We start from the raw sequence: 16,814 nt of genomic DNA, 5'->3' as shown, positions 1-16,814 counted from the left end.
TTCAGTGACACAGCTTTCTCGAACTAAGACGGCCATAATCCTTACTTTTCTCGTTTTCATGTGGGGAATCAATTGGCCTTTATCAAAGTTTGCCCTGCATTATACACCACCTGTTTTATTTGCAGGCGTTCGAACTTTAATTGGAGGATTCATTTTACTCCTTTTCGCATTACCGAAATACAAAGAGTTACATTTAAAAGAAACGTGGCATTTATACGTTATTTCTTCTTTACTTAACATCATTATATTTTACGGGTTACAAACTGTCGGCCTTCAATATATGCCTGCTGGGTTATTTTCCGCCATTGTATTTCTACAACCAGTTTTACTCGGTATTTTCTCGTGGATATGGCTTGAAGAATCAATGTACGGCTTGAAAATTTTCGGGCTCGTTCTCGGATTTATTGGCGTAGGTGTTATTAGCTCTAGCAGTTTAACTGGACATATTTCTATTATCGGAATCCTTCTCGCGTTAGGATGCGCGATTGGCTGGGCACTTGGCACAGTATTTATTAAGAAGACTGGTCACCGTGTTAATGCCATTTGGATGGTAACACTTCAGCTTATTATTGGTGGACTTTGCTTAATTGGATTTGGTTCAGAGTTTGAAAGCTGGTCTAGTATCGCTTGGAGTATGCCATTTGTTAGCGTACTTCTCTTTATTTCGTTCTTCGTTATTGCAATGGGGTGGCTTGCATACTTCACACTTGTGGGAGCTGGTGAAGCAAGTAAAGTTGGGGCTTATACATTCCTCATTCCACTAATCGCTATTATTGTAAGTTCAATTTTCTTACATGAGGCCATTACAATGAGCTTATTTATTGGGCTATTATTTATTGTTGTGAGCATTTGTTTTGTAAATATAAAACCGAAAGCACTTGCTATAAGGCAGCAAGTTGAAATGAAATAAACGTAAGAAAGAGCCTGCTGTTTGTAGGCTCTTTCTTACGTCTTACTTTTTACGACGTACTACAAAAACACACGCACTTACCGACGATACTATCGCCAAAATAGATAAGACAATTGCTATCAATTGCATATTACTAGTACCTTCATTCTTTTCTACACGAGACACTTCACCATGTTCTCCTGTTAATGACGTACCTTTTGCAATTGTAGTAAGTGAATGTGGTTTTTCAGCTTTTTCATCGCCTGTCCATTCAACAATTTCTCCGTCTTTATATTGTTGATATGCGTCCCAAGCTATTTTTTGCTCTTTATCCGGATTTTTAGCGACGAAAGTAAATCGTTGGAATTGACCGGTTAAAATCCCTTCTCCTGTCGCTTCCCATACTACAGTTTTCACTTTTCCAGCACTATCTTTTTGCGCTTCCACTTTCCACCCTGGCACTGGTTCATACTGTTGAAACTCAACGCCAGACGGTATTTTTAGTGTGACTTTTGTTGTTGCTATATTTTTTTCAACTGGTACCTTTATTGTGTAAGTCTCCCATGAATTAACATCAGAAGTTTCTGGCTTTACCGTCACATGAGCACTAACAGGTAACGAAAAGATTCCCATTGCAATTATTGTTGCGATCATTGTTGTTCCTATTTTTTTTATACGTTTCATTTTCTATTAACTCCCTTTCATCTATAACGCCTCTTTATCTGCCACCTACAATAAATTTATAATCTGTATCGAAGCTATCCAGAGATTTTGTTAATCCATGAACATGTATATTCCAGTTTCCTGTCATGTTAATATACATACCTTCTGCTTCATATTCTCCCGGTGAAACTGCTGAAACTTTAAATGAACCTTTTCCCATGTTCATATCTAACGATTGAGTCGTCAATATCATTTGTTCCATATCAGTAACAGGCTGTCCATTATCATCTTTTAAAGTAATATGAAATGTATTTTGTCCTACCTTATTGGGACTCACATTTAGCGTAAGTTCATATCCATTTTCTAATTGTTTACTCTCTGTAAATGGTCCAGTAGGAGGCATCGGAGGTGTTTGTACGTTTGTCATAAAAGCTACGATTACGAAAACGACAATTCCAATGACAAACTCTACTTTCACAGTAACTCCTAATCCTCGCTGCGCTCGCATTCTCCCTTTCACATAATGAATAATTCCCAATACCCCCATGAAAATGAATAAAAGTGTCTTTGTTAATAAAGCCAATCCATACTTCGTATCAAATAAGGAATGGATCGTGGGGATAAAAAACGTACTATTAAAAAGACCCGTTAATACAATCACTATGACAGCACCTGTTGCCCATGGTGAAAAACGCTTAATCATATCCCAATACATACTCCACTTATCATCCTCTTTACGTAAAAGAAGAACAATAGATGATAGACCACCAATCCATAACGAAGCTGCGAATAAATGTAGAAAGTCCATAACGACCGCAATCTCTTTAAACTTTAAACCGTATGCGTGACTATTAAAGGCTTTCATAACAAGTATCCCGATAAACAATAGTATTGGAATGCTCCATACTTTAAACGACGACAGCTTCTCACACTTCATCGCAAAATACGTAACAATTATAAGCGAACTAATAAGAACCATTTGAGTAATCCATACATATCCAAAAACAGAAAGCTGTAATGTTTCTTTTAATAGTAACGGATCGAATGCTTCTAACCATGAAACATCAGCATTTATTTTCGCTTGCAATGGTAGATTGAATAATAAGCTAATCAATATACCCAATAATGAGATCCATATTATGTTCTTACTCCTTGATCGAACCGAGGTTGCATTCCCTTTATACATAATAAGATTAAAGAATAGCACGCCTATAAATAGTGAGAAACTTGTATATAAAACTCCACGTTCCATAATCATATCTATTTGCGGGACATACCCCATCTCTTCTACTTGTATATCGTCTGCTCCCGCTTCCTCTGACCCAATTCGGAACGGAATCACTCCTTGAATAGGATGCCCGTCAGCAGAAATCACTTTCCACTGAATAGAGTAGAGTCCGTTTTTCAAGTTTTCTTTTAAGCCTACTTCTAATATTTTTTTGTTTTTCTTATCGATATGAGCATCTTTTAGATCTACTCTTGTACCTGAGATATCTCTTACAAACAATGTATTAAAATGCGAAACTTGTATATCCTCATCGAATTCAATTTTCACAACAGCTGGTGCTTTCTTCAACGTTTCATTTTCAGCAGGGTTTGACTTCACAATGTACGCATGAGCAGATACACTTTTTGGTATCGATATAATAAGCACACATGCAATTAATAACCATGCCCCTAACCTTCTCATTACTTTCACACTCATTTCACTTCTTTCTTACTCATTGCTATACTTCCATTCCTTTAACTTCCCAAGTTTGATTCTTTCGCAAAATATTAACCTGATTAAATATAAATTGCTATACAGTATAACTCTTTATTTCTCTCTCACCTCTAAACTTCCAATAAAATAGTAACTACCTTGATAGATACAACTTACATTTTTAAAGTCGATTGTAATTATATCATAAAATATATTTATGTAAGTTCCTGAAGAAGAAAAGTTATCGTGAATCATTTGTGAAGAAAGTGTGAAATACATAAATAAAAAAGGTATTACGTTATTACGTAATACCCTTCTTCCGTCATAAAATTTCTTTATTTCTCTTCCGGATAATCACAATACTCAATGATTGTTCCCTCTGTATCCGCTGGGTTAAGATATATTAATCTTCTACCGTGTTTATTAATTCGAAGTGTATGCTCTAACGTTCGAACGCCTTGTTCTTTTAACTCTTCTAAAGCTACATCTAAATCATCGACACGATATGCAACGTGATGAACCCCTTTACCTTTTTGCTTTATAAATCTGGCAATTGGTGAAGTCGTATTATTCGTTGGTGCGAGTAATTCAATTCTATCTCCATCCACTTCAAGAATGGCTACTTCACTTTCAACACCAGGAGCTTCACTTACGTAACGATCTATTAAAGTTCCTAACAACACCTTTTCATAAAAACGTATCGTACTATCTATATCTCGAACTGCGATGCCAATATGATCAATTGTTTTTTTCATTTTATTTCCCCTACTACTTTATTTTCTTTCATTATTAATAGTAACAAAAAAAGTTATAGAAACAAGTTCTATAACTTTTTTATTTAACCTATTTTCTTATTCGCACTAGCTGGTTGAACTTGATTTTTTGCTTTTACAACGCTAATGCCATATCCGATAAATCCACCGATAATCGCTGGGAAGATCCAGCCTAATCCTACTTCCTGCATCGGAAGGAATTTAGTGAACACTTGGCTTACTACTTCAATGTTAACTCCAGCTGCACTTAATCCATCGAATAAGCTGATGATAAATGTTACGATTAAGCTTACTTGATAAACTTCAGCTCTTCCTTTAAATAATGAATGGAAGAATGTTAAGAAAATCAATACGATTGCTAGTGGATAAATTGCTGTTAATACTGGAACAGAAACTGCGATTAACTGTGTTAATCCTACGTTTGCAACAATTGCACTAAATACACATAGCGTGATTGCAATTGCTTTGTAAGGAACATTTGGGAATAACTTATGGAAGAATGAAGAACATGCTGATACAAGTCCCACACTAGTTGTTAAACAAGCTACTGTAATCATTAATCCTAATAATACTCCGCCATATGATCCGAAATAGTAGTTAGAAACTTTCGCTAATACTTCTCCGCCGTTCTCTAAATGTCCAAGCTTTGCAACACTTGAAGCACCCATATAAGAAAGAGCTGTATAAATAATTGCTAAAATAGATGCTGCAATTATTGTCGCTTTTGCACAAACGACCATAATTTGTGTTTTTGTTTTCGCACCTTTTTCTTTAATAGCATTGATGATGATAATCCCGAATACAAATGATGCAAGCGTATCCATCGTTAAGTATCCTTCTTGGAATCCTTTAAAGAATGCATGTGATGTATAAGCTTCCGCTGGTGCTTGCATATCTCCAATCGGATGTATAAAAGCAACGATTACTAAAATACCGATGAAAGTCAACTTAATTGGCGTTAAGATTTTTCCAACAATATCGACAATTTTCGCAGGATTTAGCGAAAAAAAACAAGTGATGCTAAAGAATATAATTGTGAAAAGAATTAAAGGTGTAGAACCTACTCCCTCTGGCATAAACGGCTTAAGACCAATTTCATAAGATACATTTCCTGTTCTCGGTATTGCAAATAACGGACCGATTGCTAAGTATAAAACTGTTGTAAACACAATCCCGAACACTGGGTGAGCACGACTTGCTAATGACTGTAAATCATCTTTACCTGAAAAACCAAATGCTAGTACACCTAGTAATGGTAATCCAACACCAGTTACTAAAAATCCAGCGTTAGCAATCCATACATTCTCTCCTGCTGATTGACCAAGCATCGCTGGGAAAATTAAATTTCCTGCTCCAAAAAATAGTGCAAATAACATTAATCCAATAACTACTATGAACGAAAACGGTACTTTATTCGCCATAATATAACCCCCATTCAAATTTCCTTATCTCATTTTCCAATTTTAACTAATTGAATTTTCTGAATATTTAATTTAAGTATCAACTATTCTTGAACTCATTATAGTTTGCTATATAATATTTTGCAATACTATTTTCGAACTTTTCTTTTATTTTATAAATATACATTTTTTAACATGAAAAATAGACTAAAAAACCAACATGGTCATCCATGTTGGTTTTTCTATTTACTATCATGAATTAAAACTTTGCTGCTACTTTTTTAACGTTTTCTAGACCTTCTTCAACAATTTGTTGTGAACGATCCGGATATTGATTGTGTCCTTCAATTACAACTGTCTCTGGATTTGTAATTCCCCAGAATCCAAGTACAGTTGTTACGTAATTAACTGCCATTTCCATAGGGGCCATTTGCTCTGAAGAGTAATCTGAACCACGAGCACCTAACACAACTACTTTCTTACCACCAACTAAACCTTCTGGGCCATTTGCTGTATATTTAAACGTTTTTCCAGCTTGAGATAAGTATGAAATATATGTGATTAATGGTGCTGGTACTGTAAAGTTCCATAATGGGAATGCAAATACAACCTTATCAGCTTCTAAAAACTGATTTAAATATTGATCTACTGTAGCAACTGCCTTCTCTTCTTCACCTGTTAACTCCATGCCTTGGCTACGTTTATATCCACCTGAAATCGCGATATTTCCGTAATAAGGAAGATCTAATGCAAATAAATCTAATTCCGTAATTTCTGTATTTGGATTTGCTTCTTTATAAGTACTTACAAATGTTTCATACATTCTTGAACTAACTGCTTGCTCCGCTGGACGATCGTTTGCTTTTACAAATAATACTTTTGACATTTTTTTATTCCCCTCTACATTCGTATTTTCTTCTTTTTTACCAAATAATGAGCTAAATAATCCCATTTTCTTCACCTAATCTTTCTTGTCATATTCATTATTCATCATCATAAAAATTCTTATTCTAATAAAAAGTTCCAATTGATACCTTAAGTAAAGATATTACAAACTTTTTGTTATTTAATTACCTTATGTAAGTGATTGTAATACACATCACTTACTTTAGTCAAGTAACTTTAAATAAAAACCCCAATACAATTAAAACATCCATTGTAACTTTATTATTTTGTATAATAGAGATAGAGAGGGCAATTCATATTTAGAAAGGATTTACTCATGAGCACTATAGAAAAGATTCAAACTTTTATTATTCTTTTTGCTGTTACATGCGGCATCGTACTCGGACAATTTAATTTGATACATATGTATTCAGAACAATTTATTGTCCCCTTCTTATTTTTCATGCTGTATGGATTATTTCTCAGCATTCCATTGAAAGAAATAAAAAATGGATTCCGCAATTTAAAATTCGCTGGAACGAGCCTTACTATTAATTTTGTATGGACACCTTTACTCGCTTGGGGATTAGGTGCACTATTTCTTTCAGATCACCCAGCACTTTGGGTTGGATTTATTATGTTAATGGTTACTCCATGTACAGATTGGTACTTAATCTTTACTGAAATAGCGAAAGGAAATGTAGCACTTTCTACTGCCATTTTGCCTGTAAATTTAATTTTGCAAGTACTACTCCTTCCCATTTACTTATTTTTATTTGCTGGTGTCATGAAGACTGTATCTGTTTCTGTTTTAGTAGAAAGTATTGTTATCGTAATCGTCTTACCATTTATACTTGCACACGCTACAAAATTCATTATGAATAAACTGAAAAAAGCTGAAACACTCGAGAATAATCTCATTCCGTTTTTCAGCTCTGCTCAAATTGTATTTTTAAGTTTAGCAATATTAGCGATGTTTGCCTCACAAGGTAAGTACTTATTACAAAATATGAATGTTGTTTTATTGTTACTTATACCAGTATTACTGTTCTTCATGATTAACTTTATACTAGGACAGTTTGTAGGACGTATGATGCATTTATCCTATGAAGACACTGTAAGCCTAAGCTTAACAACATTAGCGAGAAATTCGCCTGTTGCACTCGCAATTGCTGTGACTGCTTTTCCAGATGAACCTCTTATTGCTCTCGCATTAGTTATTGGGCCATTAATAGAACTACCTGTACTAGCTTGTGTATCACAAGTGTTATTACTTATTAAGAAAAAGCAGCAATATACATAAAAAAACGTCCAAATTTGGGACGTTTTTTATTGTTGAGAAATTATAGAAGTAACGATAATTATCGGCTCTAAGGATTTTATACGTTATAGAAAATTAGCTTGTCGTTACATTAACAAAGCCTATCTAATTAAAAATTATAGGAAAAGTAAATATAACAAAAGCGGCCCAAAGTCCGTAGATTGGCAAATACTTCGTAACAGCATCTTGGATAGCTGTCGGTCCTGATTTGTTTTGCAAGAAACGCATATAGGAAAACATAATCCAAATGAGATTTGCCCAAATCAGTATGTTTACGCCTAAAACAGCAAGTCTATTAGGTGTAATCCCGTAAGAAGAAAGTCTGAATACGATGGCTGATAATGCGACAGTGTCAATAATAAGCGCCAGAACAATTAAGGTAAAATTTATATAATCTGAAATGCTCTTTTTCTCGTCTGAGTCACTTTCAACAATAGAAAATATGGTAACGGCCAATACACCAAGAAGTATTCCATTGAACGCCATTAGGAAATTGCGGTCCAAGAATGGATTTTTTCCACTCCATATAACCGTTATAAGATAGATTAACAATGTAATCAGTACAAGCGGACTAAAAATTTTAGCTATATAGGGTGTAATATTTTTAGCAAGTTTAAGGTTCATTGATACTAAGTATGTAGCCACAATAGCGAGAGCCGCAGCACCAAATAAAACAACATTACTAAAATAGAATTCTCCTATATCTAAGTCAACGAAGCTAAATAACTTCATCGTGAATACTGCTAGTACCATTCCGCTCACTGCCATACTCGCGTAGAGAAGACAATATTCTAAATTAAATTTAATATACGCTAATCTTGTACTGCCTTTTGAATATTCATTTCCTGTAAACGCAAGTCCCAATAAGACCCATAACAATATAGGAAGATGTAAATACGCAAGGATACTGCTGTCTTTATAATTTAATGGCAACATATTAAGATACAACCCGGCAATTAAGAACAACGCTGCAAGGAAATAAATAATACTTTTTTTCGGAGTATTATTGTAAATAAAATAAGCAGCAATAAAGGGAATTACACCAAAAGCCAAGTTAATTGGAGCAATTGCTTCCTGCTCGACAAAGTGGAAAATGATTCTAGTGCTTAGCCCAGCTAGAATAGCTAACATGCCCATGAATAAGAAACCTTTTTGAAACAGCGATATTTTTTCTTTATTTGCCGTCTCCTTGAAATTCAATCTTTCATACCAAGCAGCTAGAAGCTGAGAATCAGGGTTTTCATCCCATGCTTGTGAGAATGACTTTTTAAAAGCTTTCGGGTCTTTTCTATACATTCTCTCCAACTCATGAGGGTTATCCATATTTTCAATAATCAAATTGTTAATGTCCATATTTATACCTCCTCTAATTTTAAAAATAACGTTGTTACCTTTTCTATAACAAGCACCACACTTATTTATTATGTTTTTGATTTTAATATAAAATTTATCGTTTTACAATAAATTTTTATTATTTTTTACGATATTTTTATTGCATACTTCCACAAACATTAATGTAAGCTACTTTTGGTTGTTCTCTTAATTGCTTATTCCCATTTTCTAATCCCTTATTTTCCCTTTATATAAAAGAAGTTCCCTATAAAATAGATTTTTTCAGTGTCTACTCTATAGGGTACAGTTTAATTGGCATACTTTTTTATTTGTTGAAACCACTTGTCCCAAAGTAAAGAACTTTTTCTTCCGAATTTTTATGCTTCATAGTTTTTTAAAATTAAAATACCTGACATAAAAAGTACCTTCACCTATAAAGGAATATTTTTTCACCTGTAAATTGTAAAATGTACCTTATGACTCACGAAATAGTAATGATAAATATATAAGTTTCCTAGCCAAAAATAAACTCTAAGCAATCCTAAAATATCTAATCTTCCTTTATATATTTTCATCCACTTTAAATAAGATAACAGCAACTTCGATTTGCTTTTTACTACTCTTTTATGAATCAGTATCTTTTAAAATAATCACATTTTATTTACCACATTAGAAATTTGTTTATTATGAAAGTAGACTTTTTCTTCTAATTATTTCGCTACTTCTGGTTTCAACCCTTGATATAGGCTCGTTAACATTTTTATTTTAGCAATAGTAGCTCTTTTATTACTAAATTTATTTTCTAACACATATTTAAGATGAAGAACAAAACTCAAAGTTTCAAAATGTAAGAGAAAATGAAGATGTCCAGAGATAAAAAAGAATTTTAATTTACAATAAATTCTTTTAAAACATAATAAAGTTGTTTAAAAAATGCTGGTCATGTTATTTAACAATTGGGCCATTTAATAGAATAACTCCTTATACAATTTATTTGAATTTAATTAATCTAAAGGGGGATGACCCACCATCATATTTTCTAGCTACCATCTATCATGGTGGTTCCACACCCTACCATAAGACCGTAAAAATACTTATTGTGTGGACCTTTTTGGATTAGTGCAGGTATGTAAAAATTTTAGCAAGGGTATGAATGTAGTATTTAACGACTTTAAGCTTACAGACGGCCGTCCTGTATAAGTATCCCTTATGTGTTGGAAGTTAATTAATTGCCTAGGAAGACGAAAAAAAGTCTGCTCTTAAAAAGTGCACAATCAGCGGGCAATCGGCAATCCGTTTAATGAGCTACTTGAAACGATCATTGAAAATTCACCTAAAGTGAGGGGAAATGATGTATAGACCAATATGGGCTGAAATTAGCCTTAGCAATATTTCACATAATATTAGTGAATTTCGGAGAATAATACCTAACTCAACAATAATAATGGCCACCGTAAAAGCGAATGGTTATGGTCACGGTGCTGTCGAGGTTTCCAAAAAAGCGATTAATAGTGGAGTGGATTATTTAGCAGTGGCCAGTTTAGAAGAAGCTATTAAACTACGAAAATCAGATATTCAGGCACCTATACTTATACTTGGATACACACCTCCATCAGCAGCGAATCATGTTGTTTATTGGGATTTAACACAATCAATTTTTGATATAGAACATGCAGAAGCATTATCAAAGTCTGGGCAGATCTTAGGAAAAAAGGCAAAGGTTCACGTCAAAGTCGATACAGGAATGGGACGATTGGGACTTCAAGCAGAAGAAGCAAATGATTTTATCCATATCGTGTCACGAATGGATGGGCTCTATCTAGAAGGAGTGTACTCACATTTTGCTACCGCAGATGAAGCCGACAAACGGTATGCAGAAAAACAAAAGAACCGATGGAAAAGGTTATTGGAAGAATTGGAGAAACGAAAAGTTTCTATTCCCCTATTTCATATTGCGAATAGTGCTGCAACAATAGAAATGCCAGATATGACCTACGATATGGTTCGTATTGGAATTTCAATGTATGGTCTTTATCCATCTAAAGAGGTGAATAAAACAAAAGTTAATCTTAAACAAGCAATACAGTTAAAAACCAAAGTCATCTATATTCAGACACTTGAGAAAGGGTATGGCGTATCATATGGAGCAACTAACATTGAAAGAGATAAAGCAATTATTGCAACTATTCCAATTGGGTATGCAGATGGGTATTCGAGGCGATTATCTGGAACGGCTTATGTCCTTATACACGGACAATTAGCTCCTGTTTTTGGTAAAATATGTATGGATTTTTGTATGATTGATGTTACTGATATTAAGGGTGTAAATATTGGTGATGAGGTGGTAGTTTATGGAGGTCAAGGGGATTATTTCATATCATTAGATGAAGTGGCAAGTATGTTAGGAACCATATCGTATGAAGTTGCTTGTAACTTGGGTCAGAGAGTTCCTAGAATTTACAAATAAAAAGCTAAAGACAGCATTCATCATAATTATCTCGATTGTTTTGTATTAGATCACTGTGTTGAAAAGATTTGAAATGGATGTAGCGTCATAAGCTTTTTCCCAGAATAAATACATAGCTTTATTCAAAACATGTTCTTTGTTAAAATTTATACTTCTACCCATTTTAAAACACCCCCATTCATATAATTTACTTTGAAATCAAGTCTTCCATTAAAGGGCGCGATTGTGGAAGATCACAGGCATAAAATAATCAAACTTTTTTATAAAAGATCTATACTAATTCACAAGAGAAGAATCCGTTTTGATCAATCTTTTTTCAAAACGGATTCCTTTTATTTAACGTAAAATACGAGTTTGAAAGGTAATTTTGATCAAACACTATTTTAAAGCCACAGCAAGGCTACATTTGGGACAAAAAAAGAATCCTTTTCATAATAAGGATTCCTAATTAAAAATATGTATTTTTCACATCCACATCAATAAATCAAATATGGATTTTAGATTTAATATTATTATTTAAAAAACACTTTTTATAACCGAATATAAAAATTCGGCATCCCTCCCCACTCCACAAATAAGTGCTGATCCCCTTTGATGTTGCCACGGTAATCCAATATAATATAATCCTTTGATTGGACTGACACCTCTGTTATGAATAGGAAAACCTTTTTTATCTAAAACCCCTTCTATATCTATCCATTTGTAGTCAGGAGTAAAACCTGTTGCCCATATAATATTTTGTACATTTATCGTACTGTAATCGTCAAAAGTTACTTCTCTTTCACGTGTTTGTGTCACTCTTGATTTGACTTCAATATTTCCATTATGAATTAATTTTTTAAATTCAAAACCAAAAATAGGATCACTTTGTTTTCGAAACCATACTCCACGTTTTGTATCAGTTCCTGCATATAAGAGACCAATCCTTTCTAACCAATGAAATATGCTTTTTCCTATGATTTTGAGTGGTAAAAATTTAAATGGGTGACTAATAGCAATCGTTACATCTCGACTCTCTGCAAGTTCAGTCGCAATTTGCGTACCAGAGTTTCCTCCTCCTATTACAAGGACAGGACCACCTGGAATTTTCTTTGGTGATTGATATTGAGAAGAATGGATTTGAAATACCTCTTGTGAGAGATGTTGTGAAATTGAAGGAATAAATGGTTTCTGAAAAGCACCAGATGCGATGATAACATGCTTAGAAAGAAATACTCCTTTATCGGTAGATACTTCAAATGTACTTTCTGTTTTTTGTACTTTAAGTACAGTCGTTTCCAACTGTACTGGTAACGAAAAATGAACAGTATATATTTCAAGATAATCTGCAATTTCATCTTTTGTAGGAAACGCATTTTTATCTCCTTCTAATTTCATACCTGGCAATGAACTATACGATTTAGGTGTAAATAGAACCAAAGAGTCATACCTGTTTCTCCACGAATCTCCAATTCTCTTTTCTCCCTCAAATATTACAAAATCGTAGCCTTCTTTTTTCAAGTAATAGCCCATACTTAATCCAGCTTGCCCAGCACCAATTACAATAACGTCTAACACGCATCCACCCCCATTACCTACTTTTCAAGTTTTACATATGAGCAATTGTTCATATGTTCATATGTTTTCGTTAATTATAGCATTCCCTTTTTCCACGTCAAGGGGTTTTTATCCAATTTATCCTTAGCACTTCATAGATAAAAATTAAGTAAATGATATTTTTCAGACTTTTTTATAATTATTTTGACACACATATTAGTCAATGCTAATATAAATGAACAATAAACATATTAGTAATTACTAATACGATTGGAGTGAATACAATTGTGCAATACAAATAATTTAGATATAAAAGCCAAATTTATCCGTGGCTTTGCTGATAAAACAAGGCTTCAGATTCTTCAATGTATGATGGATGGGGAAAAAACGGTATCTGAAATTGTAGAAATCATCAACGGAAATCAGTCAAACATATCTCAACACCTGAACTGTTTAAAAGGATGTGGCATTATTCTTGGAAGACAAGAAGGAAAGTATGTCTACTATTCTTTACGAAATGCACAAATCGAACAGTTACTTACAATGTTTGACGTTGTATTTTATGAAGTTCAAAACGAGGTAGCATCATGTGATAAAAACGATGCATGCTTATCTCAAAAGGGAGAGAGTTGTCATGACAGATAAGAAAGAAAAACAAACGAGTTGCTGTCAAACTTCTTCTCACAGTGAGTCTTCATCAACTCCTACTAAAGAAGGAATACAAAAGGAAAATTCATCATGTTGCTCTTCAAAAAAAGAAATTCCAATTGTTCCCGTTGCTACTAAGGAGGCTTCCTGTTGTAGTAGTGACAAAGATACTGTGGAAATAGAAAAAACAAAAGAAACAAACTCATGTTGTTCCTCTAAAAAAGAGATTCCAATTGTTCCAATCGCTAAGAAAGATTCATGTTGTAGTAGTAACACTGATACTGCGAAAACAGTGAATACCTCTTCTGCTTCTTGTTGTGAACCTAAACCAGAAAAGGAATCCTCATGTTGCTCTTCTGCATCCGCCATACAAATAGAAGAAGTAACATCAGAAACTTCATGTTGTAGTGATAGCTCATGCGAATCCCCATCACCCCGTGATAATCAGAAAGTAACAGGAGATGGTGTACAAACATATGTGGTAGATGGTATGGACTGCGGAGCTTGTGCCTTAACAATCGAAAAACATCTACAAAATGTTTCTGGCGTTGAGGAAGTTCGAGTTAATTTCGCTACAGGAAAAATGCAAATTCGTCATAATCGAAATGCAGATGACATTATTAAAGAAGTATCTAATGCAGGATTTGAAGCCTCCTTAGCAGGAACTCGTAGAGGAGCGGCACCTGTTTCGAAATCAAAAAATACAACTTTGATTCTTTCAGGGTTATTTTTAGCTTTAGGATTTGGAGGAAGTTTTACAAACATATCGCCTCTTCTTATTACACTTCTCTATGCGGCAAGCATTGGTATTGGTGGTTATAAACCTGCAAAAAGTGCCTTTTATGCAATCAGAAGTAAATCACTTGATATGAATGTTCTCATGATATCGGCTACTATTGGTGCTGCATTAATCGGTCAATGGCTAGAAGGAGCAACCGTTGTTTGGTTATTTGCATTAGGAGCAACCTTACAAAACAAATCAATTGAGCGTACACGGGAATCTATTCGTGGATTAATTGATTTAGCACCATCAGAAGCTTGGGTAAAAGTTGGAACTGAACTTATAAAAAAATCTGTAGATGATATTGCAGTGAATACAACGATTCTTGTAAAGCCTGGTGAAAAAATCCCACTAGACGGCATAGTTACAGGAGGCGCTTCTACTGTAAACCAAGCGCCGATAACTGGTGAGTCTATCCCAATTGATAAACAAATTGGGGATGCTGTATATGCAGGAACAATCAATGAAGAAGGTTCGCTTGAAATTACAGTAACTAAACTCGTTGAAGACACTACATTATCTCGAATTATTCACCTTGTAGAAGAAGCACAGGAGAAGAAAGCACCCACTGAAGCATTTGTAGATCGTTTCGCGAAAGTCTATACACCTATCGTTTTTGTATTAGCAATTGGTGTTATGATTATCCCTCCCCTTCTTGGAATGGGTGCCTGGATGGAATGGATTTATAAAGGATTGGAACTTCTTGTTGTCGCTTGTCCTTGTGCTTTAGTTATCTCTACTCCAGTCGCTATTGTATCTGCAATTGGAAATGCAGCAAGAAACGGTGTACTTATTAAAGGTGGTACAGCTCTAGAAGTCGCAGGTTCATTAAATGCTATCGCATTTGATAAAACAGGAACATTAACCGAAGGAAAACCAAAAGTAATGCATGTACGAAGCTTAGATTGTACTGAAGATGAATTATTATCAATTGCAGCAACAATCGAAGAATATTCTAACCATCCAATTGCAAAAGCAATTACGGCTTATGCTAAAGAACATCAAACTTCTATTCAAAGTGGAACTGACTTCCGTGCAATTGTAGGAAAAGGTGCTCAAGTAACGATAAATGATGAAACATACTACGCTGGAAATAAAGCATTATATGAAGAGTTTGGAGTTTCGCTGCAAATGTGGAACGAACCGATTAGGGAAATGCAACGAATTGGTCAAACCGTGATACTTGTTGGAACAAATAAAGTTATTTTAGGAATGATTTCAGTAGCAGATTCCATTCGTTCTACTACTTATGGAACAATTCAAGAATTAAAACAATCAGGTATTCGTGAAACTGTTATGTTAACAGGAGACAATGAAGGAACAGCTGAACACATTGCACAGAAAGCAAAAGTAGATCGTTATTTTGCTAACTTACTTCCAAAAGATAAGGTTCATTCTGTAAAACAACTTCAATCTGAAGGGAAAACAGTAGCTATGATCGGGGATGGTATTAATGATGCCCCTGCCCTTGCTACTGCAAACCTTGGTATTGCCATGGGTGGTGCAGGAACTGATACAGCAATGGAAACGGCAGATATTGTATTGATGGCAGACAATCTTGAAAAACTTCCTTATACAATGAAACTAAGCCGAAAAGCATTGCACATCATTAAACAAAATATATGGTTCTCATTGATTATTAAATTCATTGCCCTTGCCTTTATCTTCCCAGGTTGGCTTACTCTTTGGATGGCTGTACTAAGTGATACAGGGGCTGCGCTTATTGTAATACTTAACAGTATGCGTTTATTACGAAACAAATAATAAGATTCGGGGCTACCTAGTAGCTCCGTACCTTAAATATATTTTGAAAGGGTATACATATGAAAAAAATGCGTGTAATTGGATTACTTATGCTTATTTCCATAGTTACGATTTTAGGAGCATGTAGTGATAATAAACTAAGAGATTCACTAAATTGGGATGTAGAAAAGTTTGCATTTACAGATCAAAATGGGAAAAATTTTGGTTCATCTGAGTTAAAAGAAAAGGTTTGGGTAGCTGATTTTATCTTTACAAGCTGCCAGACTGTTTGCCCACCTATGACAGCCAATATGGCAAAACTTCAAAAAATGTTGCATGCAGAAGGAATTAAAGATGTAGAGTTTGTATCATTCAGTGTAGATCCAGAAGTAGACACACCTGAAAAAATAACGGAATTTATGAAGGTCTATGAAATGGATACAAAGAGAACTCATTTCCTAACAGGATATACAAGACCAGACATTGAAAAGTTTGCAAAAGAGAACTTCCAAACCCTTGTAACCAAACCAGAAAACAACTCACAAGTTATACACGGTACGAGCTTCTATCTCGTAGACAAAGATGGAAAAGTTGTAAAGAAATATTCAGGCCTTCAAAACACACCATATGAGGATATCATCCGTGATATTAAACGAATTCGATAACTAAAAACC

General features: G+C 34.4%; 13 protein-coding genes and 1 pseudogene. 6 read left to right on the top strand and 8 right to left on the bottom strand.

Annotated elements, in window-relative coordinates; translation table 11 throughout:
* The first annotated feature begins 4 nt into the window (after positions 1 to 4).
* Positions 5 to 910, top strand: a complete 906-nt coding sequence (locus MHI26_RS09635) for a DMT family transporter (RefSeq protein WP_000192807.1) — start codon at positions 5 to 7, stop codon at positions 908 to 910.
* A gap of 42 nt (positions 911 to 952) precedes the next feature.
* On the opposite strand, the gene MHI26_RS09630 is transcribed toward MHI26_RS09635, so the two are convergent.
* The 5 genes from MHI26_RS09630 to MHI26_RS09610 form a co-directional block, all read right to left on the bottom strand.
* Complete coding sequence (locus tag MHI26_RS09630) at positions 953 to 1,573, bottom strand: YcnI family copper-binding membrane protein (protein ID WP_061667427.1); 621 nt, start codon at positions 1,571 to 1,573, stop codon at positions 953 to 955.
* A 34-nt stretch (positions 1,574 to 1,607) separates the two neighbouring features.
* On the bottom strand, positions 1,608 to 3,257 hold the full coding sequence (locus MHI26_RS09625) for a copper resistance CopC/CopD family protein (RefSeq protein WP_061667426.1): 1,650 nt from the start codon (positions 3,255 to 3,257) through the stop codon (positions 1,608 to 1,610).
* Positions 3,258 to 3,589: 332 nt separating this feature from the next.
* Positions 3,590 to 4,009 (bottom strand): VOC family protein, encoded by a 420-nt coding sequence (locus MHI26_RS09620; protein ID WP_000750835.1) that lies wholly within the window; start codon positions 4,007 to 4,009, stop codon positions 3,590 to 3,592.
* Positions 4,010 to 4,092: 83 nt separating this feature from the next.
* Positions 4,093 to 5,448, bottom strand: a complete 1,356-nt coding sequence (gene brnQ, locus MHI26_RS09615; RefSeq protein WP_061667425.1) for a branched-chain amino acid transport system II carrier protein — start codon at positions 5,446 to 5,448, stop codon at positions 4,093 to 4,095.
* 238 nt (positions 5,449 to 5,686) lie between these two features.
* The gene (locus MHI26_RS09610; protein ID WP_061667424.1) at positions 5,687 to 6,379 is read right to left on the bottom strand and encodes an FMN-dependent NADH-azoreductase; all 693 of its coding nucleotides are present in this window, start codon (positions 6,377 to 6,379) and stop codon (positions 5,687 to 5,689) included.
* Between the two features lie 270 nt (positions 6,380 to 6,649).
* Here MHI26_RS09610 and MHI26_RS09605 point away from each other — a divergent pair, with 270 nt between their 5' ends.
* On the top strand, positions 6,650 to 7,615 hold the full coding sequence (locus tag MHI26_RS09605; RefSeq protein ID WP_061667423.1) for an arsenic resistance protein: 966 nt from the start codon (positions 6,650 to 6,652) through the stop codon (positions 7,613 to 7,615).
* A gap of 123 nt (positions 7,616 to 7,738) precedes the next feature.
* Here MHI26_RS09605 and MHI26_RS09600 read toward each other — a convergent pair whose 3' ends face one another.
* On the bottom strand, positions 7,739 to 8,986 hold the full coding sequence (locus MHI26_RS09600; protein WP_061667422.1) for a DUF4153 domain-containing protein: 1,248 nt from the start codon (positions 8,984 to 8,986) through the stop codon (positions 7,739 to 7,741).
* 1,330 nt (positions 8,987 to 10,316) lie between these two features.
* Here MHI26_RS09600 and alr point away from each other — a divergent pair.
* Positions 10,317 to 11,432: an alanine racemase gene (gene alr / locus MHI26_RS09595; protein ID WP_061667421.1), complete on the top strand. Its 1,116-nt coding sequence runs from the start codon at positions 10,317 to 10,319 to the stop codon at positions 11,430 to 11,432.
* Positions 11,433 to 11,483: 51 nt separating this feature from the next.
* Here alr and MHI26_RS09590 read toward each other — a convergent pair.
* Together MHI26_RS09590 and MHI26_RS09585 are read right to left on the bottom strand one after the other, a co-directional pair.
* Positions 11,484 to 11,594, bottom strand: a pseudogene (locus tag MHI26_RS09590) (TetR/AcrR family transcriptional regulator); the annotation flags it as partial.
* Between the two features lie 354 nt (positions 11,595 to 11,948).
* Complete coding sequence (locus tag MHI26_RS09585; RefSeq protein ID WP_061667420.1) at positions 11,949 to 12,989, bottom strand: flavin-containing monooxygenase; 1,041 nt, start codon at positions 12,987 to 12,989, stop codon at positions 11,949 to 11,951.
* Between the two features lie 264 nt (positions 12,990 to 13,253).
* On the opposite strand from MHI26_RS09585, the gene MHI26_RS09580 reads away from it, so the two are divergent.
* The 3 genes from MHI26_RS09580 to MHI26_RS09570 are packed head-to-tail and all read left to right on the top strand — an operon-like array spanning position 13,254 to position 16,805.
* The gene (locus tag MHI26_RS09580) at positions 13,254 to 13,613 is read left to right on the top strand and encodes an ArsR/SmtB family transcription factor (RefSeq protein ID WP_000336207.1); all 360 of its coding nucleotides are present in this window, start codon (positions 13,254 to 13,256) and stop codon (positions 13,611 to 13,613) included.
* Entirely contained in the window at positions 13,603 to 16,161 is a 2,559-nt protein-coding gene (locus MHI26_RS09575) for a heavy metal translocating P-type ATPase (RefSeq protein WP_042972378.1), read from the top strand. The genes MHI26_RS09580 and MHI26_RS09575 overlap by 11 nt, the downstream gene beginning before the upstream one ends.
* 59 nt (positions 16,162 to 16,220) lie before the next feature.
* Positions 16,221 to 16,805 (top strand): SCO family protein, encoded by a 585-nt coding sequence (locus MHI26_RS09570; RefSeq protein WP_000738790.1) that lies wholly within the window; start codon positions 16,221 to 16,223, stop codon positions 16,803 to 16,805.
* Positions 16,806 to 16,814 lie beyond the last annotated feature (9 nt).

Source organism: Bacillus sp. FSL K6-1218 (assembly GCF_038006445.1).
Taxonomy (GTDB): Bacteria; Bacillota; Bacilli; order Bacillales; family Bacillaceae_G; genus Bacillus_A; species Bacillus_A thuringiensis_S.
This window is presented reverse-complemented; position numbering and strand designations above follow the sequence as displayed.